This is a genomic window from Peribacillus sp. NJ4 (genome assembly GCF_030348345.1).
Lineage (GTDB): Bacteria > Bacillota > Bacilli > Bacillales > DSM-1321 > Peribacillus.
Window position 1 is genome coordinate 3374604 of record NZ_JAUCFQ010000001.1, and the last position, 19644, is coordinate 3394247.

Annotated in this window: 14 protein-coding genes and 3 pseudogenes; 4 read left to right on the forward strand and 13 right to left on the reverse strand. The window is 37.5% G+C overall.

The genetic code is table 11. From position 1 onward, the window contains the following. Position 1: 1 nt before the first annotated feature. Both QUF94_RS16770 and QUF94_RS16775 read right to left on the reverse strand, forming a co-directional pair. Positions 2–1498 carry a sugar ABC transporter ATP-binding protein gene (locus tag QUF94_RS16770; RefSeq protein ID WP_289318414.1) on the reverse strand — a complete coding sequence of 499 codons (1497 nt, stop codon included), beginning with the start codon at positions 1496–1498 and terminating at the stop codon, positions 2–4. A 144-nt stretch (positions 1499–1642) separates the two neighbouring features. After that, positions 1643–2629 carry an ABC transporter substrate-binding protein gene (locus QUF94_RS16775; RefSeq protein ID WP_289316851.1) on the reverse strand — a complete coding sequence of 329 codons (987 nt, stop codon included), beginning with the start codon at positions 2627–2629 and terminating at the stop codon, positions 1643–1645. A 289-nt stretch (positions 2630–2918) separates the two neighbouring features. On the opposite strand from QUF94_RS16775, the gene QUF94_RS16780 reads away from it, so the two are divergent. Further along, positions 2919–3692, forward strand: coding sequence for a DeoR/GlpR family DNA-binding transcription regulator (locus tag QUF94_RS16780; protein ID WP_289316852.1), 774 nt, complete (start codon positions 2919–2921; stop codon positions 3690–3692). Positions 3693–4099: 407 nt separating this feature from the next. On the opposite strand, the gene QUF94_RS29095 is transcribed toward QUF94_RS16780, so the two are convergent. Next, complete coding sequence (locus QUF94_RS29095; RefSeq protein WP_483313691.1) at positions 4100–4315, reverse strand: helix-turn-helix domain-containing protein; 216 nt, start codon at positions 4313–4315, stop codon at positions 4100–4102. Further along, positions 4307–5002: pseudogene (locus QUF94_RS29100) on the reverse strand (sigma 54-interacting transcriptional regulator); the annotation flags it as partial. The gene QUF94_RS29095 and the pseudogene QUF94_RS29100, both read right to left, overlap by 9 nt. Positions 5003–5861: 859 nt before the next feature. Here QUF94_RS29100 and QUF94_RS16795 point away from each other — a divergent pair. Together QUF94_RS16795 and QUF94_RS16800 are read left to right on the forward strand one after the other, a co-directional pair. Next, positions 5862–7496: an acetolactate synthase large subunit gene (locus QUF94_RS16795; RefSeq protein ID WP_289316853.1), complete on the forward strand. Its 1635-nt coding sequence runs from the start codon at positions 5862–5864 to the stop codon at positions 7494–7496. Between the two features lie 27 nt (positions 7497–7523). Then, positions 7524–8957 (forward strand): aldehyde dehydrogenase family protein, encoded by a 1434-nt coding sequence (locus QUF94_RS16800; RefSeq protein WP_289316854.1) that lies wholly within the window; start codon positions 7524–7526, stop codon positions 8955–8957. A gap of 558 nt (positions 8958–9515) precedes the next feature. Here the strand turns inward: QUF94_RS16800 and QUF94_RS16805 are convergent. From QUF94_RS16805 to QUF94_RS16850, 9 genes and pseudogenes are all read right to left on the reverse strand, one after another. Beyond that, positions 9516–9629 (reverse strand): annotated as a pseudogene (locus QUF94_RS16805) (class I SAM-dependent methyltransferase); the annotation flags it as partial. A gap of 336 nt (positions 9630–9965) precedes the next feature. Next, entirely contained in the window at positions 9966–10394 is a 429-nt protein-coding gene (locus QUF94_RS16810) for an Rrf2 family transcriptional regulator (RefSeq protein WP_289316855.1), read from the reverse strand. Positions 10395–10596: 202 nt separating this feature from the next. Then, positions 10597–10980 carry a YkvA family protein gene (locus QUF94_RS16815; RefSeq protein ID WP_289316856.1) on the reverse strand — a complete coding sequence of 128 codons (384 nt, stop codon included), beginning with the start codon at positions 10978–10980 and terminating at the stop codon, positions 10597–10599. A 390-nt stretch (positions 10981–11370) separates the two neighbouring features. Further along, positions 11371–12486 carry an o-succinylbenzoate synthase gene (gene menC / locus QUF94_RS16820; protein ID WP_289316857.1) on the reverse strand — a complete coding sequence of 372 codons (1116 nt, stop codon included), beginning with the start codon at positions 12484–12486 and terminating at the stop codon, positions 11371–11373. A 108-nt stretch (positions 12487–12594) separates the two neighbouring features. Then, positions 12595–13425 carry a GNAT family N-acetyltransferase gene (locus tag QUF94_RS16825; RefSeq protein ID WP_289316858.1) on the reverse strand — a complete coding sequence of 277 codons (831 nt, stop codon included), beginning with the start codon at positions 13423–13425 and terminating at the stop codon, positions 12595–12597. Positions 13426–13574: 149 nt separating this feature from the next. Next, positions 13575–15059 carry an amino acid permease gene (locus tag QUF94_RS16830; protein ID WP_289316859.1) on the reverse strand — a complete coding sequence of 495 codons (1485 nt, stop codon included), beginning with the start codon at positions 15057–15059 and terminating at the stop codon, positions 13575–13577. A 232-nt stretch (positions 15060–15291) separates the two neighbouring features. Further along, entirely contained in the window at positions 15292–16146 is an 855-nt protein-coding gene (locus QUF94_RS16840; protein WP_289316860.1) for a MurR/RpiR family transcriptional regulator, read from the reverse strand. 276 nt (positions 16147–16422) lie between these two features. Further along, a pseudogene (locus QUF94_RS16845) lies at positions 16423–16901 on the reverse strand (FMN-binding negative transcriptional regulator). Positions 16902–17103: 202 nt separating this feature from the next. Beyond that, complete coding sequence (locus tag QUF94_RS16850) at positions 17104–18006, reverse strand: DMT family transporter (protein ID WP_289316861.1); 903 nt, start codon at positions 18004–18006, stop codon at positions 17104–17106. Between the two features lie 160 nt (positions 18007–18166). Here QUF94_RS16850 and QUF94_RS16855 point away from each other — a divergent pair, with 160 nt between their 5' ends. Further along, on the forward strand, positions 18167–19543 hold the full coding sequence (locus tag QUF94_RS16855) for an aminotransferase-like domain-containing protein (protein WP_289316862.1): 1377 nt from the start codon (positions 18167–18169) through the stop codon (positions 19541–19543). The last annotated feature ends 101 nt before the right edge of the window (positions 19544–19644 follow it).

Sequence of the window (19644 nt, forward strand, 5' to 3'; positions counted from 1 at the left end):
TTCATTGCCCCCCTGTAGCAAAAAACATGATTTTTTCTTGTGTTGCTTCTTGCCTTGTTAAATGCCTTTGTAATTTACCTTCATGCATTACTATAATTCGATCACTAATTCCCAAAATTTCAGGCAGCTCGGAGGAAACTACTAACACTGCCAATCCAGCTTCAGCTAACTTTGATACAATTTTATGAATCTCTGTTTTTGCCCCAATGTCCACACCTCTAGTTGGTTCATCGAGAAGTAGCACCTTTGGACCAATCGAGAGCCACCGTGCGATGACAACCTTTTGCTGGTTTCCACCGCTTAAATTGGCAACAAGCTGTTCAGACGAAGAAACCTTTACTCCTAATTCTTTTATAAGGTAATCTGCTTTTTGATCAATTTCTTTCCAGTTCAATTTACCCGCTTTGCGAAATTTTTTTAATTCATTCATAATAATATTTTCTTTGACACTCATGTTCAGAAACAATCCTTGCTCCTTTCGACTTTCCGGCACATGGGCAATTCCATGTCGGATTGCATCATTCGGAGAGGTAATATTCACTTTTTCTCCATTAACCAGAATTTCACCACCTGTTTTTTGAGAAGCTCCAAAGATAGTTCGAATTAATTCGGTTCTACCTGCCCCTACAAGACCAGCAAGTCCTACAATTTCTCCAGGATATATTTTAAACGAAACATTTTTCACAACCCTTTTATCAGATATTCCATTTATTTCGAGGGCGGGCTTCGTGTCATCGACACGAGATGTAGCTACTTTTGTGTGCCTCTTAAAAAGGGAGTTTAATTCCCTTCCGACCATTAACTTTACAAGATGCTCAGGATTTGTTTCCTTGATTGTTCCGCTATTTATCCACTCGCCATCTCTTAGAACGGTATACCTGTTTGAAATTCGAAAAATTTCATCCATTCGATGAGAGATGTAGACAATAGCAACACCTTTCTTTTTTAAATCCTCAATTATCTCAAATAACTTTTCAATTTCTTTATCAGTTAACGACGCCGTCGGCTCATCCATAATTAACACGTCTGCATTATATGAAAGAGCACGAGCAATTTCTACAACTTGTTGCTGTGCCACACTTAATGTGGATACTATCGTTTTGGGATTTAATTCAGATCCCATTGAATGTAAAATTTCTTTTGCTTTATGATAAACATCATCCCATTTAACCATGCCAAATTTATTTTCAGGAAATTTAGTACCCATTAAAATATTTTCACTTATTGTCAAATTTGGAGATAGCTTCAGTTCTTGGTGAATCACACTAATTCCTTGTTTCTTCGCTTCCACTGGACCACTCCAAGTGACAGAATTATTCTTATATATGATGCTGCCACCATTTGCATCAGGCTGATAGATACCTGATAATATTTTAATAAGTGTAGATTTCCCTGCTCCATTCTCCCCCATTAATGCATGAACTTCCCCCTTATAGAGTTCAAGATTAATATTTTTTAAAACAGTAACTCCTGAAAATGTCTTACTGGTCCCTTTCATTTTGAGAATGGGAGAGGGAGAGTCAGATACCGAAACAACATCATTCTCAATTAATTGTACACTGTTCACATTATTGTCCCCCTTAATGAATTAATTTCTTAAAAAAGATAAGACCTTCTAAGGAAGATCTTATTCAGCATCTCATTACCAACCTTTATAGTTGTTCACATTCTCTTGAGTAACTAATTCAACAGGAACTTTGACTAACTTGTCGACTTTCTTTCCATCCAACACATCTTTCCCAATTTCCAATGCTTTTTTCATCATCTCATCTGGATGCTGTGCAGAAGTAGCTGTTAAACTTTTTTTCTCTTTTAAAGCTTCGACTGCTTCTGGAGCACCATCTACACCCACTATAAAAAATTCCTTCTCACGTTCTGCTTGTTCTTGAGCAATCTTTACTCCAAGTGCTTCAGGATCATTAATAGCAAAAATTGCATCAATAGAGCCTTTCGAATGTGCTTGCAAGATATTTTCTGTTGCAGTTAACGCTTTTTCTCTATTTCCTTCTCCATTTTGTTTAGCAATCACCTTAATCTCTGATTTCTTAATCGCTTCTTCAAAACCATTTATACGATCAGTAACTGCAGATACCGGTGGTCCTTCAATTATTGCTATATTTCCTTTCCCTTTTAATTGTTTGATCATATACTCACCTGCAATTTTGCCTGCTTGGTAATTATCAGATGTAACGACACTGTCCACTCCGCCTTCTGCAGCTACATCAACTGCAATAACCGGGATACCCGCTGATTTGGCTTGTTGTACTGCCGCAGCAATTCCTTTTGAATCGACTGCATTTAAAAGAATTAAATCAACTTCTTTTGTAATGAAATCTTCAATTTGAGAAGTTTGCTTCGCCAAATCATAGTCTGCACTCACCGTAATTAACTCAGCCCCCATCTCTTTTGTCGCTTCCTTCGCTCCTTTTGACATAGAAACAAAGAAAGGATTAGAGAGCGTTCCTAGTGTTAACCCTATTTTTAATTTTTGGTCACTTTTATTTTTTTCAACACTTCTCGCACTGTTTGATTGTGAATCTGATCCTGTATCAACTACGCTACAAGCAGTCAAAACAACCAGAAACAACATGATAATCAGAATAAATGACGATTTTAGATAAGTTTTCATAAAATCCTCCTGTTTTTTGATTTTCGCCTGTTATTGAGTTAGATTCGTAGTTAAAAAATGTATCACCTCCCCACTATATATTTGGAATCGCTTTCATAATTGATCATTTATGATTTTTTTTGACCAACTATGATTATATATGACCATTTTATGAGAATCTTAAATAATTGTCAATGTTTTCTAAAAATTTAGAATTCTTTTAAAAATAATGTATTGCTCTGCTTAATCGTGTACAATTACGATGTACACTGTGATATTACGATGTACACTGTTATGGAGGTAGATTTTTTTGTACAGTGAAGAGAGAAAATTAAAAATTATTGATTTTATTACTAACTATTCTAGAGCCTCAGTCCAAGATTTAAGTGATTTTCTAAAAGTATCGCAATCAACGATTCGAAGAGATTTGAAAGAACTTCAAACAACTAACCAGATTCAAAGAACTCATGGGGGAGCTGTTTCTTTACAAGCTGTTAATTTTGAACCAAAGATTATGGATAAAGAAGTTGAATATGTACAAGAAAAAAAAGCCATCGCAAAAAAAGCTGTCGAATTTATAGAAGATGGAGATACAATTCTTTTAGATGCTGGAACAACTACTCTGCCAATCCTCGAAGATCTTCAACAGTTTTCCCAGTTAACAATAGTCACCAATTCCATACTGATTATGAGAAATTTCAAACCCTATGCAGGTATAGAAATATTGTTTTTAGGCGGAAGCCTGCGAAATGAAACGCTTGCATCGGTAGGACCGTTTGCTGAGCACAACTTGGAAATGATCCGTGTGGACAAAGCTTTTGTGGCGATAAATGGTGTTCATTTAACTGAAGGTTTGACAACACCAAATTTAATTGAAGCTAGGATAAAAAAATTGATGATCCAGAATGCACAGCAAGTCATCCTATTAAGCGACTCTAGCAAAATGGGAAAGGTTTCTTTTGCAAAGGTTGCAGACTTACAGGAAATTGACAAATTTATTGTGGATGATAGACTCCACCCTTCCTTTAAAAAATCATTGGAAGACCTTGGGGTTGAGGTTATTTCTGTTCAGACTCGACCTTGAAGCTATTTAACAGAAAAAACACTCCTTAATCTAAGAAGTTACTGACGATTGACCCTTAGACAGTGATTGAAATTGAAAAAAATTCATTTTTATATCGAGTCATTTATTTGTTCTACCTGCGGCTGGAGTGTTTTACAAGTTACTCATAAGAGGAATTACAGACAAGAAACTAAGCGAATTACAGAATACTCAATTCATAATTTAAAAAGGGATAAATTTAATATCTTCCTACCGGTAGAATGGTTTGTTATAAAAAAAAGAAAGCGTTATCAATCAATCGCTTTCTTTTTTTCTTTTTCTAATATTTTAGAAAAGATATTCAACCATTTTTTAGAAAACTCTATCAATGCTATATATCTTATTTTCCTAGAGAATTAGATTTCTTTCTAATTGTTCTCATCAATGTTTCACACGTTAATATTATACTTTTTGATTTTGTTATATAAAGTAGCCAGGGAAACTCCTAATGTCTTTGCTGCCTCTCTCTTTTCTTTAATATCATTGCCAAATTTACTTAAAGTCTCTTGAATGAATTTCTGTTCCGTTTCTTCTATTACTTCATGCAATGTTTGAACAGATTGTTTTTGATGAAACTTTAAAAGGTTCTTTTCTTGTTTCATCATCAACTCTGGTAAATGATGAATTATAATTTCTGTGCCTTCAACCATGCAAATTGCATAATTAATAACGTTCTTTAATTCTCGAACGTTACCTGACCATTCATACGATTGTAGAAACCTTAAAGTTTGTTCATCAATGGTGTACATAGACGAATCTGTAGGTGAATGTGTTATAGCCGATTGAATTAACGAGTAAACGAGATCAGGAATATCCTCTGTTCGTTCTCGAAGAGGTGGTATCTGTAACCGTATCACATTCAATCTATCAAATAACGGTATAAAAAATTGATTTTTATTTACAAGATGGTGCAAATCGCGATGTGTTGCAGCAATGACCCTTCCATCAATATCACGCTCTATCATTTCTCCAACTCTTCGAATCTTCCTTTCTTGTAGAACCTTTAATAACTTAGCTTGAAGATCATAAGACATATTACAAATTTCATCTAAAAAAATCGTTCCATGATTAGCTATTTCAAATAATCCAGCTTTAACACATTTTTTTACATTTGTAAATGCTCCTTCTCCGTACCCAAACAACTCGCTTTCTAAAAGTGTCGAATGTATTGCCGTACAGTTTACAGATATGAAAGGTTGATCTTTTCGGTCACTTTTATTGTGAATAGCTTGAGAAAATAATTCTTTTCCTGTACCACTTTCTCCAGTAATTAATATAGGCAAATCCGATTCTGCTACGTTTCCGCACCATAAAAAACTCCTTTTAACCCCGTATGTTTACAGATAATTTGTTCAAAGGTATACTTTGCTTCGTATAGAGATCCAATCTGTCTTTCTAACTGCTTTAATTTTTCACTTTGTTTCTTCAGCTCTTGGGAGAACCTATGAACCTCAGTCAGGCTCTTACAGACAGATACAGCTCCAATGACTTCATCATGGTCATGCAATATGTAAGCAAACGATTCCTCATTCTCCCATTTTCCCTGTCACTGCGTAAGAAGCGTATCTCTCAATAAGATATATCTATTGGTCATCACCTTCGTTTCTCTATCAATTTTTCTTCTTCGACTAATTTTGGGAACATGGCATTCCGAACAAAAAGACCTTCTTCATCAAAATCACGTTTTGAACCAAACCCAATTACATCTCGCATATACTTTGCGTTTTTAACAATATGTTCGTAGTCATCCCTTGAAAATGGCTTCCCTTCGGTTTCGTCGTTAAATAAATATTGCCGAAATTCCGGTCCGACTTTTTCTAAAAAAATAGCGCCCCCTGCCTAGTTCTGGATAATTCCGTAGTATGGCCTGATGCTTCTGATTTCGATCAAATATTAATAAATTGATAAGAAAAAGGACAAGTGCTATTACAACAAGTGCAACAGTAATAAAGGAGATGATAATTAATCGACTTGCGATATCCATTTTACCCAACCTTGTTATGACTATCGAGGTTAATTTACTTGAACCTGAATTTCTTTATACAGAGTTGCAAATGTTAGAAATGGTTTTAATATACGCAAGTACATAATTTTTAGTAGGTAAAGCCAACATATAGGGAAAGGAATTGAAATGGTCGAGGAGGGAATAATTTGAAGGCATCTGATTTGTTTGTAAGATGTTTAGAGAATGAAGGGGTTCAGTATATTTTTGGGATACCTGGTGAGGAAAATACGGATTTTATTGATTCTCTAATAAGCTCTGATATTAAATTTATCTTGGTTCATCATGAACAAGCTGCAGCTTTTATGGCAGACATTTATGGCCGGCTAACTGGAAAGCCCGGCGTCTGTTTGGGCACATTGGGACCGGGTGCAACTAATTTATTGACAGGGATAGGAAGTGCTTATCTGGATTATTCCCCTGTTGTTGCGATTACAGGTCAGGCGGGCCTTGATCGAATTCATAAGGAGTCGCATCAATATGTGGACATTATTGGTGTTTTTAATGAAGTAACGAAATGGAATCAACAAATTAAGGTGCCGCATACAATTCCGGAAATTATCCGTAAAGCATTTAAAACTGCAGTCATAGAAAAGCCGGGAGCTGTTCATATAGAACTCCCGGAAGATGTGGCGATGATGGATACAGAAGGTGAACCTCTTCCGGTTACACCAATGCCTAGATCCCGCCCAGCCGAGGAAGAAATCAAAAAAGCCGTCGAATTAATAAATCGCGCTAAAAAGCCTATTATTCTAGCTGGTAATGGCGTAGTCCGCGATGGTGCTGCTGAGTCTTTACGGAAATTTGCAGAAGAGAAGCAAATTCCCGTTGTGAATTCGTTTATGGCCAAAGGAGTTTTACCTTCTAACCATCCATTGACCCTTTTTACAGTAGGGATGCAAGCAAGGGATTATGTATTATGCGGGTTTGATTTGGCTGATCTTATTATCACTGTCGGCTATGATTTCGTCGAGTATTTGCCAAAGTATTGGAACGATGAGGCAATGAATCCGATTATTCATATTGATGCTCGACCGGCTGAGATTGATGCTTATTACCCCGTTCAAGCTGAGTTGGTCGGGAACGTTACGGAGGCACTTGAAGCCTTGACCACTGGTGTAGCAAAAAAAGAGCTTTGGCCAGAAGTGAAAAAGTTAAGGTCTCAAATCATTGAAAAATTTCATTCTTCTGATGATGTATCAGGAAGCCCTATCATCCCTCAGCGAATTATCGCCGATTTGAAAAGGGCGGAAAAGGGTAATGCCATTGTCATTTCGGATGTGGGTGCCCATAAATTATGGATTGCCCGGATGTATCAGCCGGAAATGCCTAATCACACTATCATTTCCAATGGCTTTGCATCGATGGGAATTGCCATTCCCGGCGCAATCGCAGCCAAACTGGCAAAACCTGATAAACCTGTCATTGCGGTTACAGGGGATGGTGGATTTCTGATGAATGGGGTTGAATTGGCAACTGCAAAACGTCTAGGTCTTGCTTTCGTGATAGTCATTTTCCATGATTCAAAATACGGCCTAATTGAGTGGAAGCAATTGAATAAATTTGATCGTACAAATGCTATTGAATTTACAGACCCAGACTTTTTAGGGTTCGCAAAAAGTTTTGGGGTTAAAGGAGTGAAAGTAACCCACTCCGATGAATTGCTTCATGCATTAGAAGAAGCTATTTCGAGTCAGGAAATTGTCTTGATTGATGTTGATGTCGATTATTCGGAAAATGTAAAGCTCTCGAAAACACTAGGTGATTATATTTGTAAATTATAAAAGCAGATATTATTGGAGGGATTTCAGATGAAGAAAAAGTGGCAATTGTGGATTGGTGGTAAATGGCGGGAGGCTAAATCATATGAGCCATTATATAATCCCCATTCAAACGAAGAAATTGCACAAATCGGACAGGCTGAACCAGCGGATGCCGTTGAAGCGATTGTTGAGGCCAATGCCGCTTTTCAGAAATACCGATCCTACCCGGCTCATGCACGAGCAGAAATTTTATTTAAAGCTGCAGCAATCATGGAAGAACGCAGTGAAGAACTTGCGAAAATCATTTCTCTAGAGGCGGCGAAAACGATTCGAAATGCTCGTGAAGAAATGAATCGTACGGTTCAGACCTATCGTTTTGCTGCAGAAGCGTCAAAGAACAATTATGGAGAACAAATCCCGATGGATGCGGCAGTGGGTGGGGTAAACCGTTTTGGCTTCACGGTTCGCACCCCGATTGGCGTCGTTACAGCGATTACCCCGTTTAACTTTCCATTTAATCTGGTCGCCCATAAAGTTGGTCCAGCTATTGCGGCTGGAAATTCGATTGTGTTAAAACCTGCCGAACAAACCCCGTTGAGTGCACTGGTTCTTGCCGATATTTTTAAAGAAGCAGGGTTGCCAGATGGAGTATTGAACATCATACCGGGCAAAGGGGATGTTTTAAGTGAAGCCTTGACGACCCATCCACATGTAAAAAAAGTGACTTTCACAGGCAGTGTAGAGGTCGGACACCTTATCCAGCAGCAGGCAGGCTTCCGTAAGCTTACCCTTGAACTCGGATCCAATTCGCCGTTCATCATTGATGAAGGAGTCGACATCGATAAAATTATTCAAAGAAGTGTGATGGGTTCATTTACGAATAATGGGCAAGTGTGTATCTCGATTCAACGAATTTATGTCCACAAATCACTATACCAACAATTTTTAGATCGATTCGTAAGTACAACAAAACAGCTTGTCATCGGTTCCCCACTGGAGGAAAGTACAAATATTACAGCGGTTATTTCAAAAAAATCATTGGAACGGTTACAAAGTTGGATTGACGAGGCAGTACAGGAAGGAGCAAAAATTGAGTGCGGCGGTACAGTGGAAGGCAATGTACTATTGCCTACCGTCTTAACCAATGTAAATCGTGACTCAAAGGTATTTCGTTTCGAAGTATTCGGTCCAATTGTCTGCATTTTCCCATTCGATACGCTGGATGATGCCATCAATGATGCAAATGATTCGCGCTACGGATTGAATTCAGGAGTGATGACACCGAGTATAGAACGAGCTTTTTATGCGGCGGAACGCTTGGAAACAGGTGGCGTCGTAATCAATGATATCCCAACTTATCGGATTGATAATATGCCTTATGGTGGCTGGAAGGACAGCGGTGTTGGCCGAGAAGGCGTCAAATATGCGATGCATGAAATGATGGAGCAAAAGTTTATCAGCTTTAAAATAAGCGACAATTGAACATAGGGGAAATTATAAACCCGTAGTATATGAGACGGCGATATCTTAAAGATTTCGTCTTCTTGTTTTGTCGTAAATTAATGTTTTTATTGTAGCCTTTGTTCTTATTATTAATGGGCACAATCAGAAATTATAATTTCCTTAACGTTACAAATCCGGTTTTTCCTGCCTGTACCCCTATAGGGTTAACTCATCGCTGTTAATTACAATAAATCATTCATCCTGGCAAATCCAGCCCGCAAAAAATCCAGGAGAATAAAATCTGGTTATATTCGCCCGGCTTCAATTTGATTTTCAGGTACAAAGGAAAATTTTCGTAATGCTTTTGTTAACAAGCTCGTCAAGTTGGGATGAATTGTATCTCGCATCTAAAAAAAAGGTTTTCCAAACATTTATTCTGTCTTGAAGTTCTGCATCACCTCGGTCTCCGTACGCACTAACGAGAACGAAAGGAGCCCCTGATTTCAAATTACCCTTAATGGTTCGGAGTAACTTCACCTTCTCATATTCATCATCAATGAAGTGAAGAACCAAGATACAACTTGCCGCATCGAACTTCTAGTCTGAAAGTGGTAAGTCGTCAATTGTTCCATGAAAGAGTCTGACGCGACTTTCCAAGCCTAGCTGAACTACTTTATTTTCAGCAATCTTAAGCATCTTTTCAGAAGGATCAACTCCAGTGAATGATCATTTTGGGTTAGACCGGCCCCATGCCGAAAGTTCATTTCCGCCACCTGCACCGATCACAAGCAGTGATGCCTCTTTTTCGCCCATTTTAGCTCGATAATAAGATTGAACCATCTCAAATAAGGTATCATATGTGAACGGTCCGCCTCCATTGTTCGATTATGCAATGCCCGTCAATACTCACCTGCCCTATATCTTTATTAACAGCAGGCATCCCGGCATTTTGGATGACTATTCGTGAGGGTCCCAACATTTCACCCCATGTTTAAATTAAGTGTTTTACAGACACTTAATATCTACAATTAATATAAAAAAATAGAATCATAAACCTTCATGATTCTTTGTTGATTTGATTTGTTTAGCAATATCAATAATATATCGATTATTTAGTTCATCCTTCATCTTTTTTTCTGCTTCAATCATCACATTTTCAATTAAACAATCTTCATTATTAAAAACCTCATGTTCCAATGAACAATTGAATAAAGTTGCCTTACCTTCGATTGCATGAATTACATCTAAAAAAGAAATCTCGTGAGATTGTCTTACTATACTATATCCGCCATTAACACCAGGATTGGATTCAATTAGTCCTGCTTTAACAAGCTTTGTTAAAATCTTAGAAAGGTATGTTGGTGAGAGCTCCTGTAATTTGGCTAATTGTTCTACTCCAATAGACTTCCCCTTTGGAGTTATAGTTAAATATACCATTGTGTGTAAAGCATAATTAGTGGCTCTTGAATATTTCATGGTTTCTCTCCCTTATAAATACATTAAAGACCCTCAATGTCTGTAATTGATTATAATTTAAGAGGAGATCAATAACAAGGTATTGATCTCCTCTATTCGCAAATCCGACTCAACTAGGAACCTCTTCACCTTTCCTGCCCCAATTAGCTGCATACAAATAAGAGCCGATGAACAGCTCCTCCGTCATGAAGTAAAGCACCTGTTAGTTGAGTAAGCGATAAATATTAATAATTGCCCATATTAAAATTAAGCCCCAAATCAATACTATTATTGAACCGACTATCCAATTCTTTGGCTTACCGTTTTTCATCATTTTTTCTGCCTTACATTCACAGTCGGTTAAAACAGTCTTTGGTATCATCTTTAATGCAATAATTATCCCTAATGGCACGAGAATTACATCGTCTAAGTAACCAAGAATGGGTATAAAATCTGGTATTAGGTCAACCGGACTGAATGCATAAGCTACAACACAAGCCGTAAACACTTTTGCATACCAAGGCACCCGTTCATCTTTACAAGCAAAGTAAAGGATAAAAATCTGTCGTTTTAAATTTCTCGTCCAAGTCTTAATTTTCTTAAGCATCTTATCTCCTATAATGGTTAATATTTTATTACCATTATAACAAAATAAGATTTACAAAAGATTATTATTGCCCTAACCTCCCTCAATGAAGATAGCAAAAGCTGACTTAAGGATAGCCCCGATCTTAAGCTAAAGCTCCATTAGGTCATTAAGGAATTCGATTTTAGTTAAAATAAAAGACTCAATATATCAAATATACATAGTCCTATAAGCCAAAAAGAGATTCCTATTTATCAAGATAAGAAGGAAGAAAAGTTAGTACGATAAACTATAGAAATACCCCTCACTACATAAAAAGGCATGTTCCCTTTTTAGGGAATCATGCCATTAATGAAAGGAAACTAGATGTTGAACCAAGGAACTGCCCTAGACGTGTCTTTTTACCCTATTCTAACTTAAATTATAAGTTTGACTATGTATAGTATACTTATTGATTTTTTCCAAACTTGGTTCATAGCCAATTCCGGGCAATTCTGGAACCATGATCATTCCGTTTTCCACTGTAACTTCAGGGTCAATAATATCTTCTGCCCAGTAGAGGGAGGAAGCTGCGGTATCTCCAGGAAGAGTGAAGTTTGGCAGGGATGTGATTGCGATATTATGCGCTCTTCCGATGCCGGATTCTAGCATCCCCCCACACCAAAGTGGAATTTCATGTTCAAGACATAAATCATGGATTTTCTTGGATTCAGTCAAACCTCCCACACGGCCAATCTTGATATTAATAATTTTACAGCTGCCTAATTTAATAGCTTTCCTTGCATCCTCTAATGAGTGAATGCTTTCATCCAGGCAAATAGGTGTTTTTAACCTTGACTGTAAATCTGCATGGTCAATGATATCGTTATAGGCAAGCGGCTGTTCAATCATCATTAAATTAAATTCATCCAAGGCGGATAGCCGGTCTATATCTTGTAAGGTATAAGCTGAATTTGCATCTGCCATGAGAGGGATTTCAGGATATACTTTTCGGACCTTGTCTATCAATTCAACATCCCAGCCCGGTTTGATTTTTAGTTTAAAACGCTTGTAGCCTTCACCGAGGCGAGCCTCGATCATATCTAGAGTCGAATCAATCGAGTCCTTTATTCCGATGCTTACCCCCACTTCAATTTCTTTCTTTGTTCCACCCAACACACTCGATAGAGAAGCATTTTGCCTTTTCGCATACAAATCCCAAACAGCACCCTCTAAAGCAGCTTTTGCCATATAATTACCGCGAATATGAGAAAAATATTTTTCGGAGATTTCATCAGGATGCCGGATTTCGTTTTTTAGAATAATTGGAATTAGATAATCTTCGAGTATGTGCCAGTTTGTTTTAAGGGTTTCTTCATTATAAAGAGGGTCGAGCATCGCAACAGATTCGGCCCATCCGGATATGCCATCATCGCTTTTGGCTTCAACAAGGATAAAATCCCTATTGTATTCCGTCCCAAAGCTAGTTGTAAAAGGTTGAAGCAAGTCTAGCTTCAGATGCCTCAAAATAACTTGTTTAATTTTCATTAGAAAATTCTCCTTTTGGTTATAAAACCGTTAAAAAACAGTCTTACCATTTTGTATTTTAGGCTGACAGCAGCCTGAATTTTCGAACTCTCATTAAAATCAACTAGTTTATTTTCTCGATAGTACATAAAAATGAACGGGAATTTCTGTTTTAGAATTCTTTATAAAATCAGTTACCTGCCATCCTTGCTGAAATAGATTGGTGAAAATTTCACTAGTTTTCATTCGCCATTCAGTGGCCGCTTGAATATTTGTATCTCTTATTGTTCGGAAATCCTTTGGTATGGCCACAAAAGCTGTGCCACATTCCTGTATAGGCAACGGAAGAGTGAGAGAAGGAACAGGCAATCCTTTTTTATCGGTATCCCATTGAATTAGCGAGTTCTCCATCACATAGTCCAGCGCGATTCCCTGTCCCCTATAATCCGTTGTTTCCTGCTTTTCAATATGCCATTCGACAAGGAAGCGGTCTGTAGGAATTCCACTGTTTAACAGGTCATCCATTTCACCATAGCAGTTTGCGATATAAGTAGAACAGACCCCACCAAGCTTGGCTATATTTAAATACCCATTTACACTTTCCAACGGATCGTATGTCCAGGTAATAACGGAATAGCCGAGCTTTATCGCTTCCTCACGTTGTGCCAGCTTTAGCTTTTCCCCTATTCCTTTGTTGCGAAATTGCACATCTATACCTAGCATATGTGAACAAAGATAGGCTGATTGCCCATTGAATCCCGGAAAGCTGTATTGAAATCCAACCAGCTGTTCCTCCCAATAAGCTCCTAAAACCAAACCACCGTTTTTCACAGCTGTTATGGTTTGGTGTGAGGGGGTTGAATCGGTTTCTCCCCAAATGGTAGATTCTAGCTTTCTTACGTCCTCTAGCTCTTCAATTCGATGAAGGGAACGAATTACAATTTCCTGTGTTTTTGTCATGGTCATCCTCCTTGGAATAGCACAAAGTGCCTTGATAAACCCAACCATAAGATGGAAAAGTTAGTTTCACAGCTGACGGCTTGTCGTGGCTAGGCACTGAAGCTATCATTTAAATATATTATTTTTAAATGGAATACTTTCCATAGAACTTATTCCACTTTACTGAAATCAGCCTCTTGCAATGGAATCATTTTTGTTCTCTTAAAGATTTTATAGCCTAGAAAAGCCAGGAAAAATAACGGAAGCCCGATATAAGAAATTAAAATTCCATACCAGTCAATCTCAGGGCCGAAAAAAGCAGAGTAATTTTGTCCCAGGATAGCCGTTACACATAAAATTGTGGCTAATATCGGACCGAATGGATACCATTTTGATACATAAGGCAAATCTTTCAAATCTCTTCCTTGTGCAATATACGCCTTCCGGAAACGATAATGTGTAATCGAAATTCCTAACCAGGATATAAAGCCGGATAATCCTGCAGCATTTAATAACCAAGTATAAATGGTGCCTTCACCAAAAAGAGAGGTTAGAAAAGCTGCCATCCCAACGATGGTAGAAAAGTACACAGCGTTCACTGGTATGCCGCCTGCATTCACTTTTTTTAGAAACGAAGGGGCTTTTCCTTCTTTCGCAAGCACCCAAAGGACACGAGAAGCTCCGTACATCGCAGAATTGCCTGCAGAAAGAACCGAAGTAAGGATTACCACATTCATAACGGAGGCAGCGATGGCAAGCCCTGCGTTTTGAAAAACTAGAGTGAAGGGACTTACCGCAATATCTTCAATATCCGAGCTTAACAAACGCGGATCATTATAGCTGATTAAAAATCCAATCACAATTATCGCCAAAACATAGAACAAGAGTAGTCTCCAGAAGATTTGCTTAATAGCCTTGGGAATATTTTTGCTTGGGTTTTCACTCTCCCCGGCCGCAATTCCTACTAACTCGGTGCCTTGAAAGGCAAACCCAACCACCATAAAGACGCTTATAACGGATAAAAAGCCTCCTTTAAACGGTGCCTCTCCTTTGGTGATATTTTCAAAACCTACGGCATCCCCTCCCATGATTCCTACAATCATTAATAACCCTACTGCTATAAAAATGATAATCGTCAAAACCTTTATTATGGCAAACCAGAATTCTGATTCTCCATATCCTTTTACCGATAAAATATTCAGGCCAAATATGATTGCAAGAAATAATGCGCTCCAAATGATGCCCGGAACAGAAGGCAGCCAATATTTCATAATCAGGGAGGAAGCTGCTAATTCAAGAGCGACTACGATTGCATTGTTATACCAATAGTTCCATCCGATCGCAAATCCTAATGCCGGGTCGACAAACCTTGATGTATAGGTACTAAAAGAGCCTGTAATAGGAATAAGGGCAGCCATTTCGGCTAAACTTGTCATCAGAAAGAAAACCATGATTCCGGCAATTATATAGGCAGCTACAGCTCCTCCAGGACCCGCAGTATGAATGATGGAACCGCTTGCTAAAAAAAGTCCCGTTCCAATGGTTCCACCGATTGCAATCATGGAAAGATGCCTTGGTTTCAGCTTGCGCTCCAGTTGTTTTTCATCAGTAGCTGCTTGGCCACCGGTTTGTGATGTTTGTGCGATATTTTCCATAAAACACCCCTTCATTAATTTTTAAAGTGAAAAATTTTATTCTGCTGCCGCCATAATTACTGTGTTAATTAATATTTTCGTTCCATAAATAAGTGCTTCTAGATTAAATTTCATATCAGGATGGTGCAGACCAGGCGTTAAATCGCAGCCTAAACCTATCATGGTTGCTGTAATATCAGGATTTCGGGCTGCATATTCACCTCCTTTACATGAATTTCAACTTCATTAACACTCATTCATTAAACACTTCATAGCTTGAATATAGATTTTCTAATTTTTGCTGATGGGTATGGATCCGTTTTGCGTCTTTATCATGTATACCTGCAATAACCAAGTCCAATAAGCTAATAACGGAAGCGATTGAATTGGTTCCGGTTTCTGCGTTCTCTTCAGTTGTCAGTGCAATATCAGAGATACGACCAACAGGTGACAGGAGGCGGTCTGTAACTGAGATTAAACAAACTCCTTGTTCTTTGGCGCACTCAGCAACTTTTAATGTTTCATTCGCATATCTCGGAAAGGAAAAAACAACTAATGCAGACTTGTCAGTGAGATTACAAAACTTTTCATAGAAGTCACCTGTTGGTGAACATAAACTTACATTTTCCCTTAATGAACTTAGCGTATAGGAGAACCAATAGGCGGCGGCATGGGAAATCCGATGCCCTGCAATTAATATTTGGTCAGCCTGTATCAGGACATCGACTGCTTTCCATATATCCTGAACGTTCGTATGATCTAATAGATGTCGTAAAATATGTACTTCGTTTTCTATCACTTTGGTAAATGGATCTTGCTTGTCATCCATGCGGAGAATGGCATCCCCATTGGACATATCTATTTGGGTTTGGTGCAGCAGCTGTTTTTGAATTCTGTCCTGCATTTTACTAAACCCTTCAAATCCTAATGAATAGGAAAACCGAATGACCGTTGTTTCACTAACCTCCGCTTTCCGACCAATTTGAAAAGCCGTTTTAAAGGCGGCTTCATCCAAATTTTCAATCAGATAAGCGGCAACTTTTTTTTGACCTGTCGATAAATGGTGAAATTTTTCTTTCACTAATAATTTAAAAGGAAGATGTTCCATAATATAACTCCTATTCTGATGAATTAAATACTTCTTTATAAAAAAATGTTGAAGTTAATACTTCTGTATTTTATACATTATCACAATTAAATTAGAAAAAGAAGAAGTTTTTAGATTTTTTTGATAATTATCAATATCAGTTACGGCAACAAATTTGTCATTAAGATCGTATTAAGTTTTGGAATCCAGATTTTGATTATGATCAAGTTTTTCCCACAAAAAGAGTGTTAATCCTTAATGGATCAACACTCCCCGATAGTGCAGTAACATTCAAGGTTATTTTTTTAGGTTTCCTTTCATTAATAGTGAAATCTGTTGCTCATCTGTATTTGTAATCTGTTCCAGTTGATTAACGATCAGCTCTTGTCTTTGCAATGGATGGTTTTGACTTAACTTTGCTTTCCCTTCTATATTGTTGATTTTTATTTTGAATCCTTGAACTCCTTTGTTCATGCCAGCGAGTGAACTGTCAGGAGCTTCGTACTTCGACACCATATCATGTAGAGAGCTCATTAACTCATGTTCATCCTCTTGCAGTTCTACTTCTCCGTAAACATGAACGGTCACATAATTCCATGTTGGTACGGCATTATTCGTCTCATACCATGATGGGGAGATATAACAATGCGGACCATGAAAAATAGCTAAGACGGTTTGATTTTTGATGTCTTTCCATTGAGGATTAGGACGAGCAAAATGTCCATATAAGTATGAATTATCCTTGTTTAAAATTAACGGTAACTATATTCCCTCATAATATCGAAGGCAAGTGTTTCGTCATTAATTTTAAAATGTGCAGGAATATACATGTTTTTTCTCCTCTTAGAATTTTTTCTTATCATTAAGATTTATATAAGTTAACCGTTTTTTAACCACAATCCTCAATATTCATGACAACACCCATTACAATTCGATCGTTCCATAAGCCATATTTAGCTATCTGAATTGAACATGCAGTTAGTTTTTCTCTGATACAGCTCCTTTAATTGATACGTGAGCATTTTTGCCTAATATAACAGAAAAGACAACAATCACTGCTATTCCAAGAGTGAAAAATGTGATGGATTCATCTAGAAATACTGTTGCAAATAGAATCATCAAAAATGGTTGTAAGTATTGAATCTGACTAACTCTTGCTATTCCTCCCATAGCCATTCCGCTATACCAAGCAACATATGCTAGAAATTGACTAACCACTGCGAGATAAATTAAACTTACCCAAGCTTGTAAAGGGGCATGGAGCATATCAGTTGTAAGGTTTAGTCCTACTGGAATAATGAAAAATGGAGCACCAATCATAATTGCCCAAGCAATCACTTGCCAGCTACCTATTTCTTTCGCTAATTTCCCCCCTTCTGCATAACTAAGTCCCAGTATAATTACTGCTGCTAATAAAGCTAAATCGGCAAATTGCAATTGACCGAATCCAAGATGAAGTGCATACATAATGACAGCTAAAGAGCCGATCATACTTGAAACCCAGAATTTGCGAGAAGGGATTTCACCTGCCCTAAACATAGCAAATCCGGCTGTTGCTAACGGTAACAGGGCTAATTCCACAGCCCCATGAGAAACAGGCAAGGATTCCATTGCCCAAGAAGTGAGGAGAGGAAATCCTAAAACTGCACCAACAGCAACAATAAGTAGACTCTTTAATTGCCCTGAAGAAGGTAGTTTTTCGTTTCGAACGATCAATACCACAGCTACTAAAATAGCAGCAACAACTGTTCTTCCTAAACCGACGACCGTAGTCCCAAAATACGCTACAGCAATACTTGTAGCAGGGAGCGTTAAGCTAAAACAAATGACACCCACTAATCCCAAAAATAATCCTAATTTCGCTCTGGTTTCTCCCTGCATCTTACCCAACCCCAGTCTTTATATTTTGTATCAAATCTGTACCATCGTTTACTTATCTTAAAAACAGTTCTGATATAATTAACATACTATGAGTACATACAATAAAAATAAACCATTTTTTTACCTATCTGTCCTGGTACAGTTGAAGGGGGATCAATATATGAACTCAAAATATATTAAGATAATGGAAGAAATTAAGCTTCGACTAGCAGAAGGTTCGCTAATTGCAGGTAGTAAACTCCCTTCTGTTCGTCAGTCATCCGAGTATTTTTCATGTAACAAAAATACAGTCATTAAAGCATACGCCGAACTTGAAAAGGAGCATTTAATTTATTCTGTTCCTAAAAGCGGCTACTATGTTGTGAATGAATTTCAAAAAGCGACGGAAGAAAATGAGGTGATTGATTTCTTGTCTGCAGGTCCAGATAAAAATGTTATGCCTTATGTGGAATTTCAACATTGTATGAATCAAGCAATTGACCAATATAAAGAAGAGCTTTTTACATACTCTGATCAACAAGGGCTTTACTCACTACGAGTACAGTTAGTGAAATATTTGCAAAATTTACAGGTGTTCACTCAACCCGAAAGGCTAGTCGTTGTGTCTGGCTCGCAGCAAGCCCTTAATTTATTGGTTTCTATGCCATTTCCAAATGGGAAAAACAATATTCTGATTGAACAGCCTACTTATTTCGGATTCATTGAGTCCATCAATCTGCATCAAGCTACTACTTTTGGGATTGAATTATCGATGGAAGGGATTGATCTTGATCGTCTGGAATACATTTTTCGAAATAATGATATAAAATTTTTCTATATTATCCCGAGATTTCACAATCCACTTGGACATTCTTACACGAATGGCGAAAAGAAGAAAATCGTTGAGTTAGCTGAAAAATACGATGTGTATATAGTGGAGGATGATATTTTAGGAGACCTTGATCCAAATCCAAAATCAGATCCTTTATTTTCTTTTGATCCTTCTGGGAGAGTGATTTATATTAAGAGCCTTTCGAAAATTTTTCTCCCAGGGTTAAGGATTGGTACTGTCGTTCTTCCTGCATTAATGATTAACAATTTTTTACGATATAAATTCAGTTCGGATTTTAATAGTTCAGCACTTTCTCAAGGTGCGCTAGAAATCTATTTAAAAAGTGGTATGTTTAATAGCCATCTCAAAAAAGTAAAAGAGGTATATCGTACTAAAATGCAACTCCTTCAAGAAGCATGTGAATTATTGCTGCCGGCTAATACTTCTTTTTCCAAACCAACTTCAGGATTCTATCTATCCATCAGTTTGCCCGAAAATGTGAAAGCAAAACAGGTAGTTCATATGCTAAATGAGCAGCATATATATGTTGATGATGCCTCTAGAATGTTTTTAGCTGAATATAAAAAGGAAAATCTCGTTCGATTAAGCATCTCTCAAGTGAACGAAAGCCAAATTAAACCAGGAATAGAGCGATTGGCTCACTGTATTGCTTTAATTGACAGTAGAAATAATCATATTACTCCAAATAACTTTTTCCTCATTTAGCATGGGTAAGTTTAAATTGAGGGTATCATCACAGGATTATGCCGCTTAAGTAAATATGTTCAAAACGGTTGTTTATGTGACTTAGAAGTTGAGCAATCAAT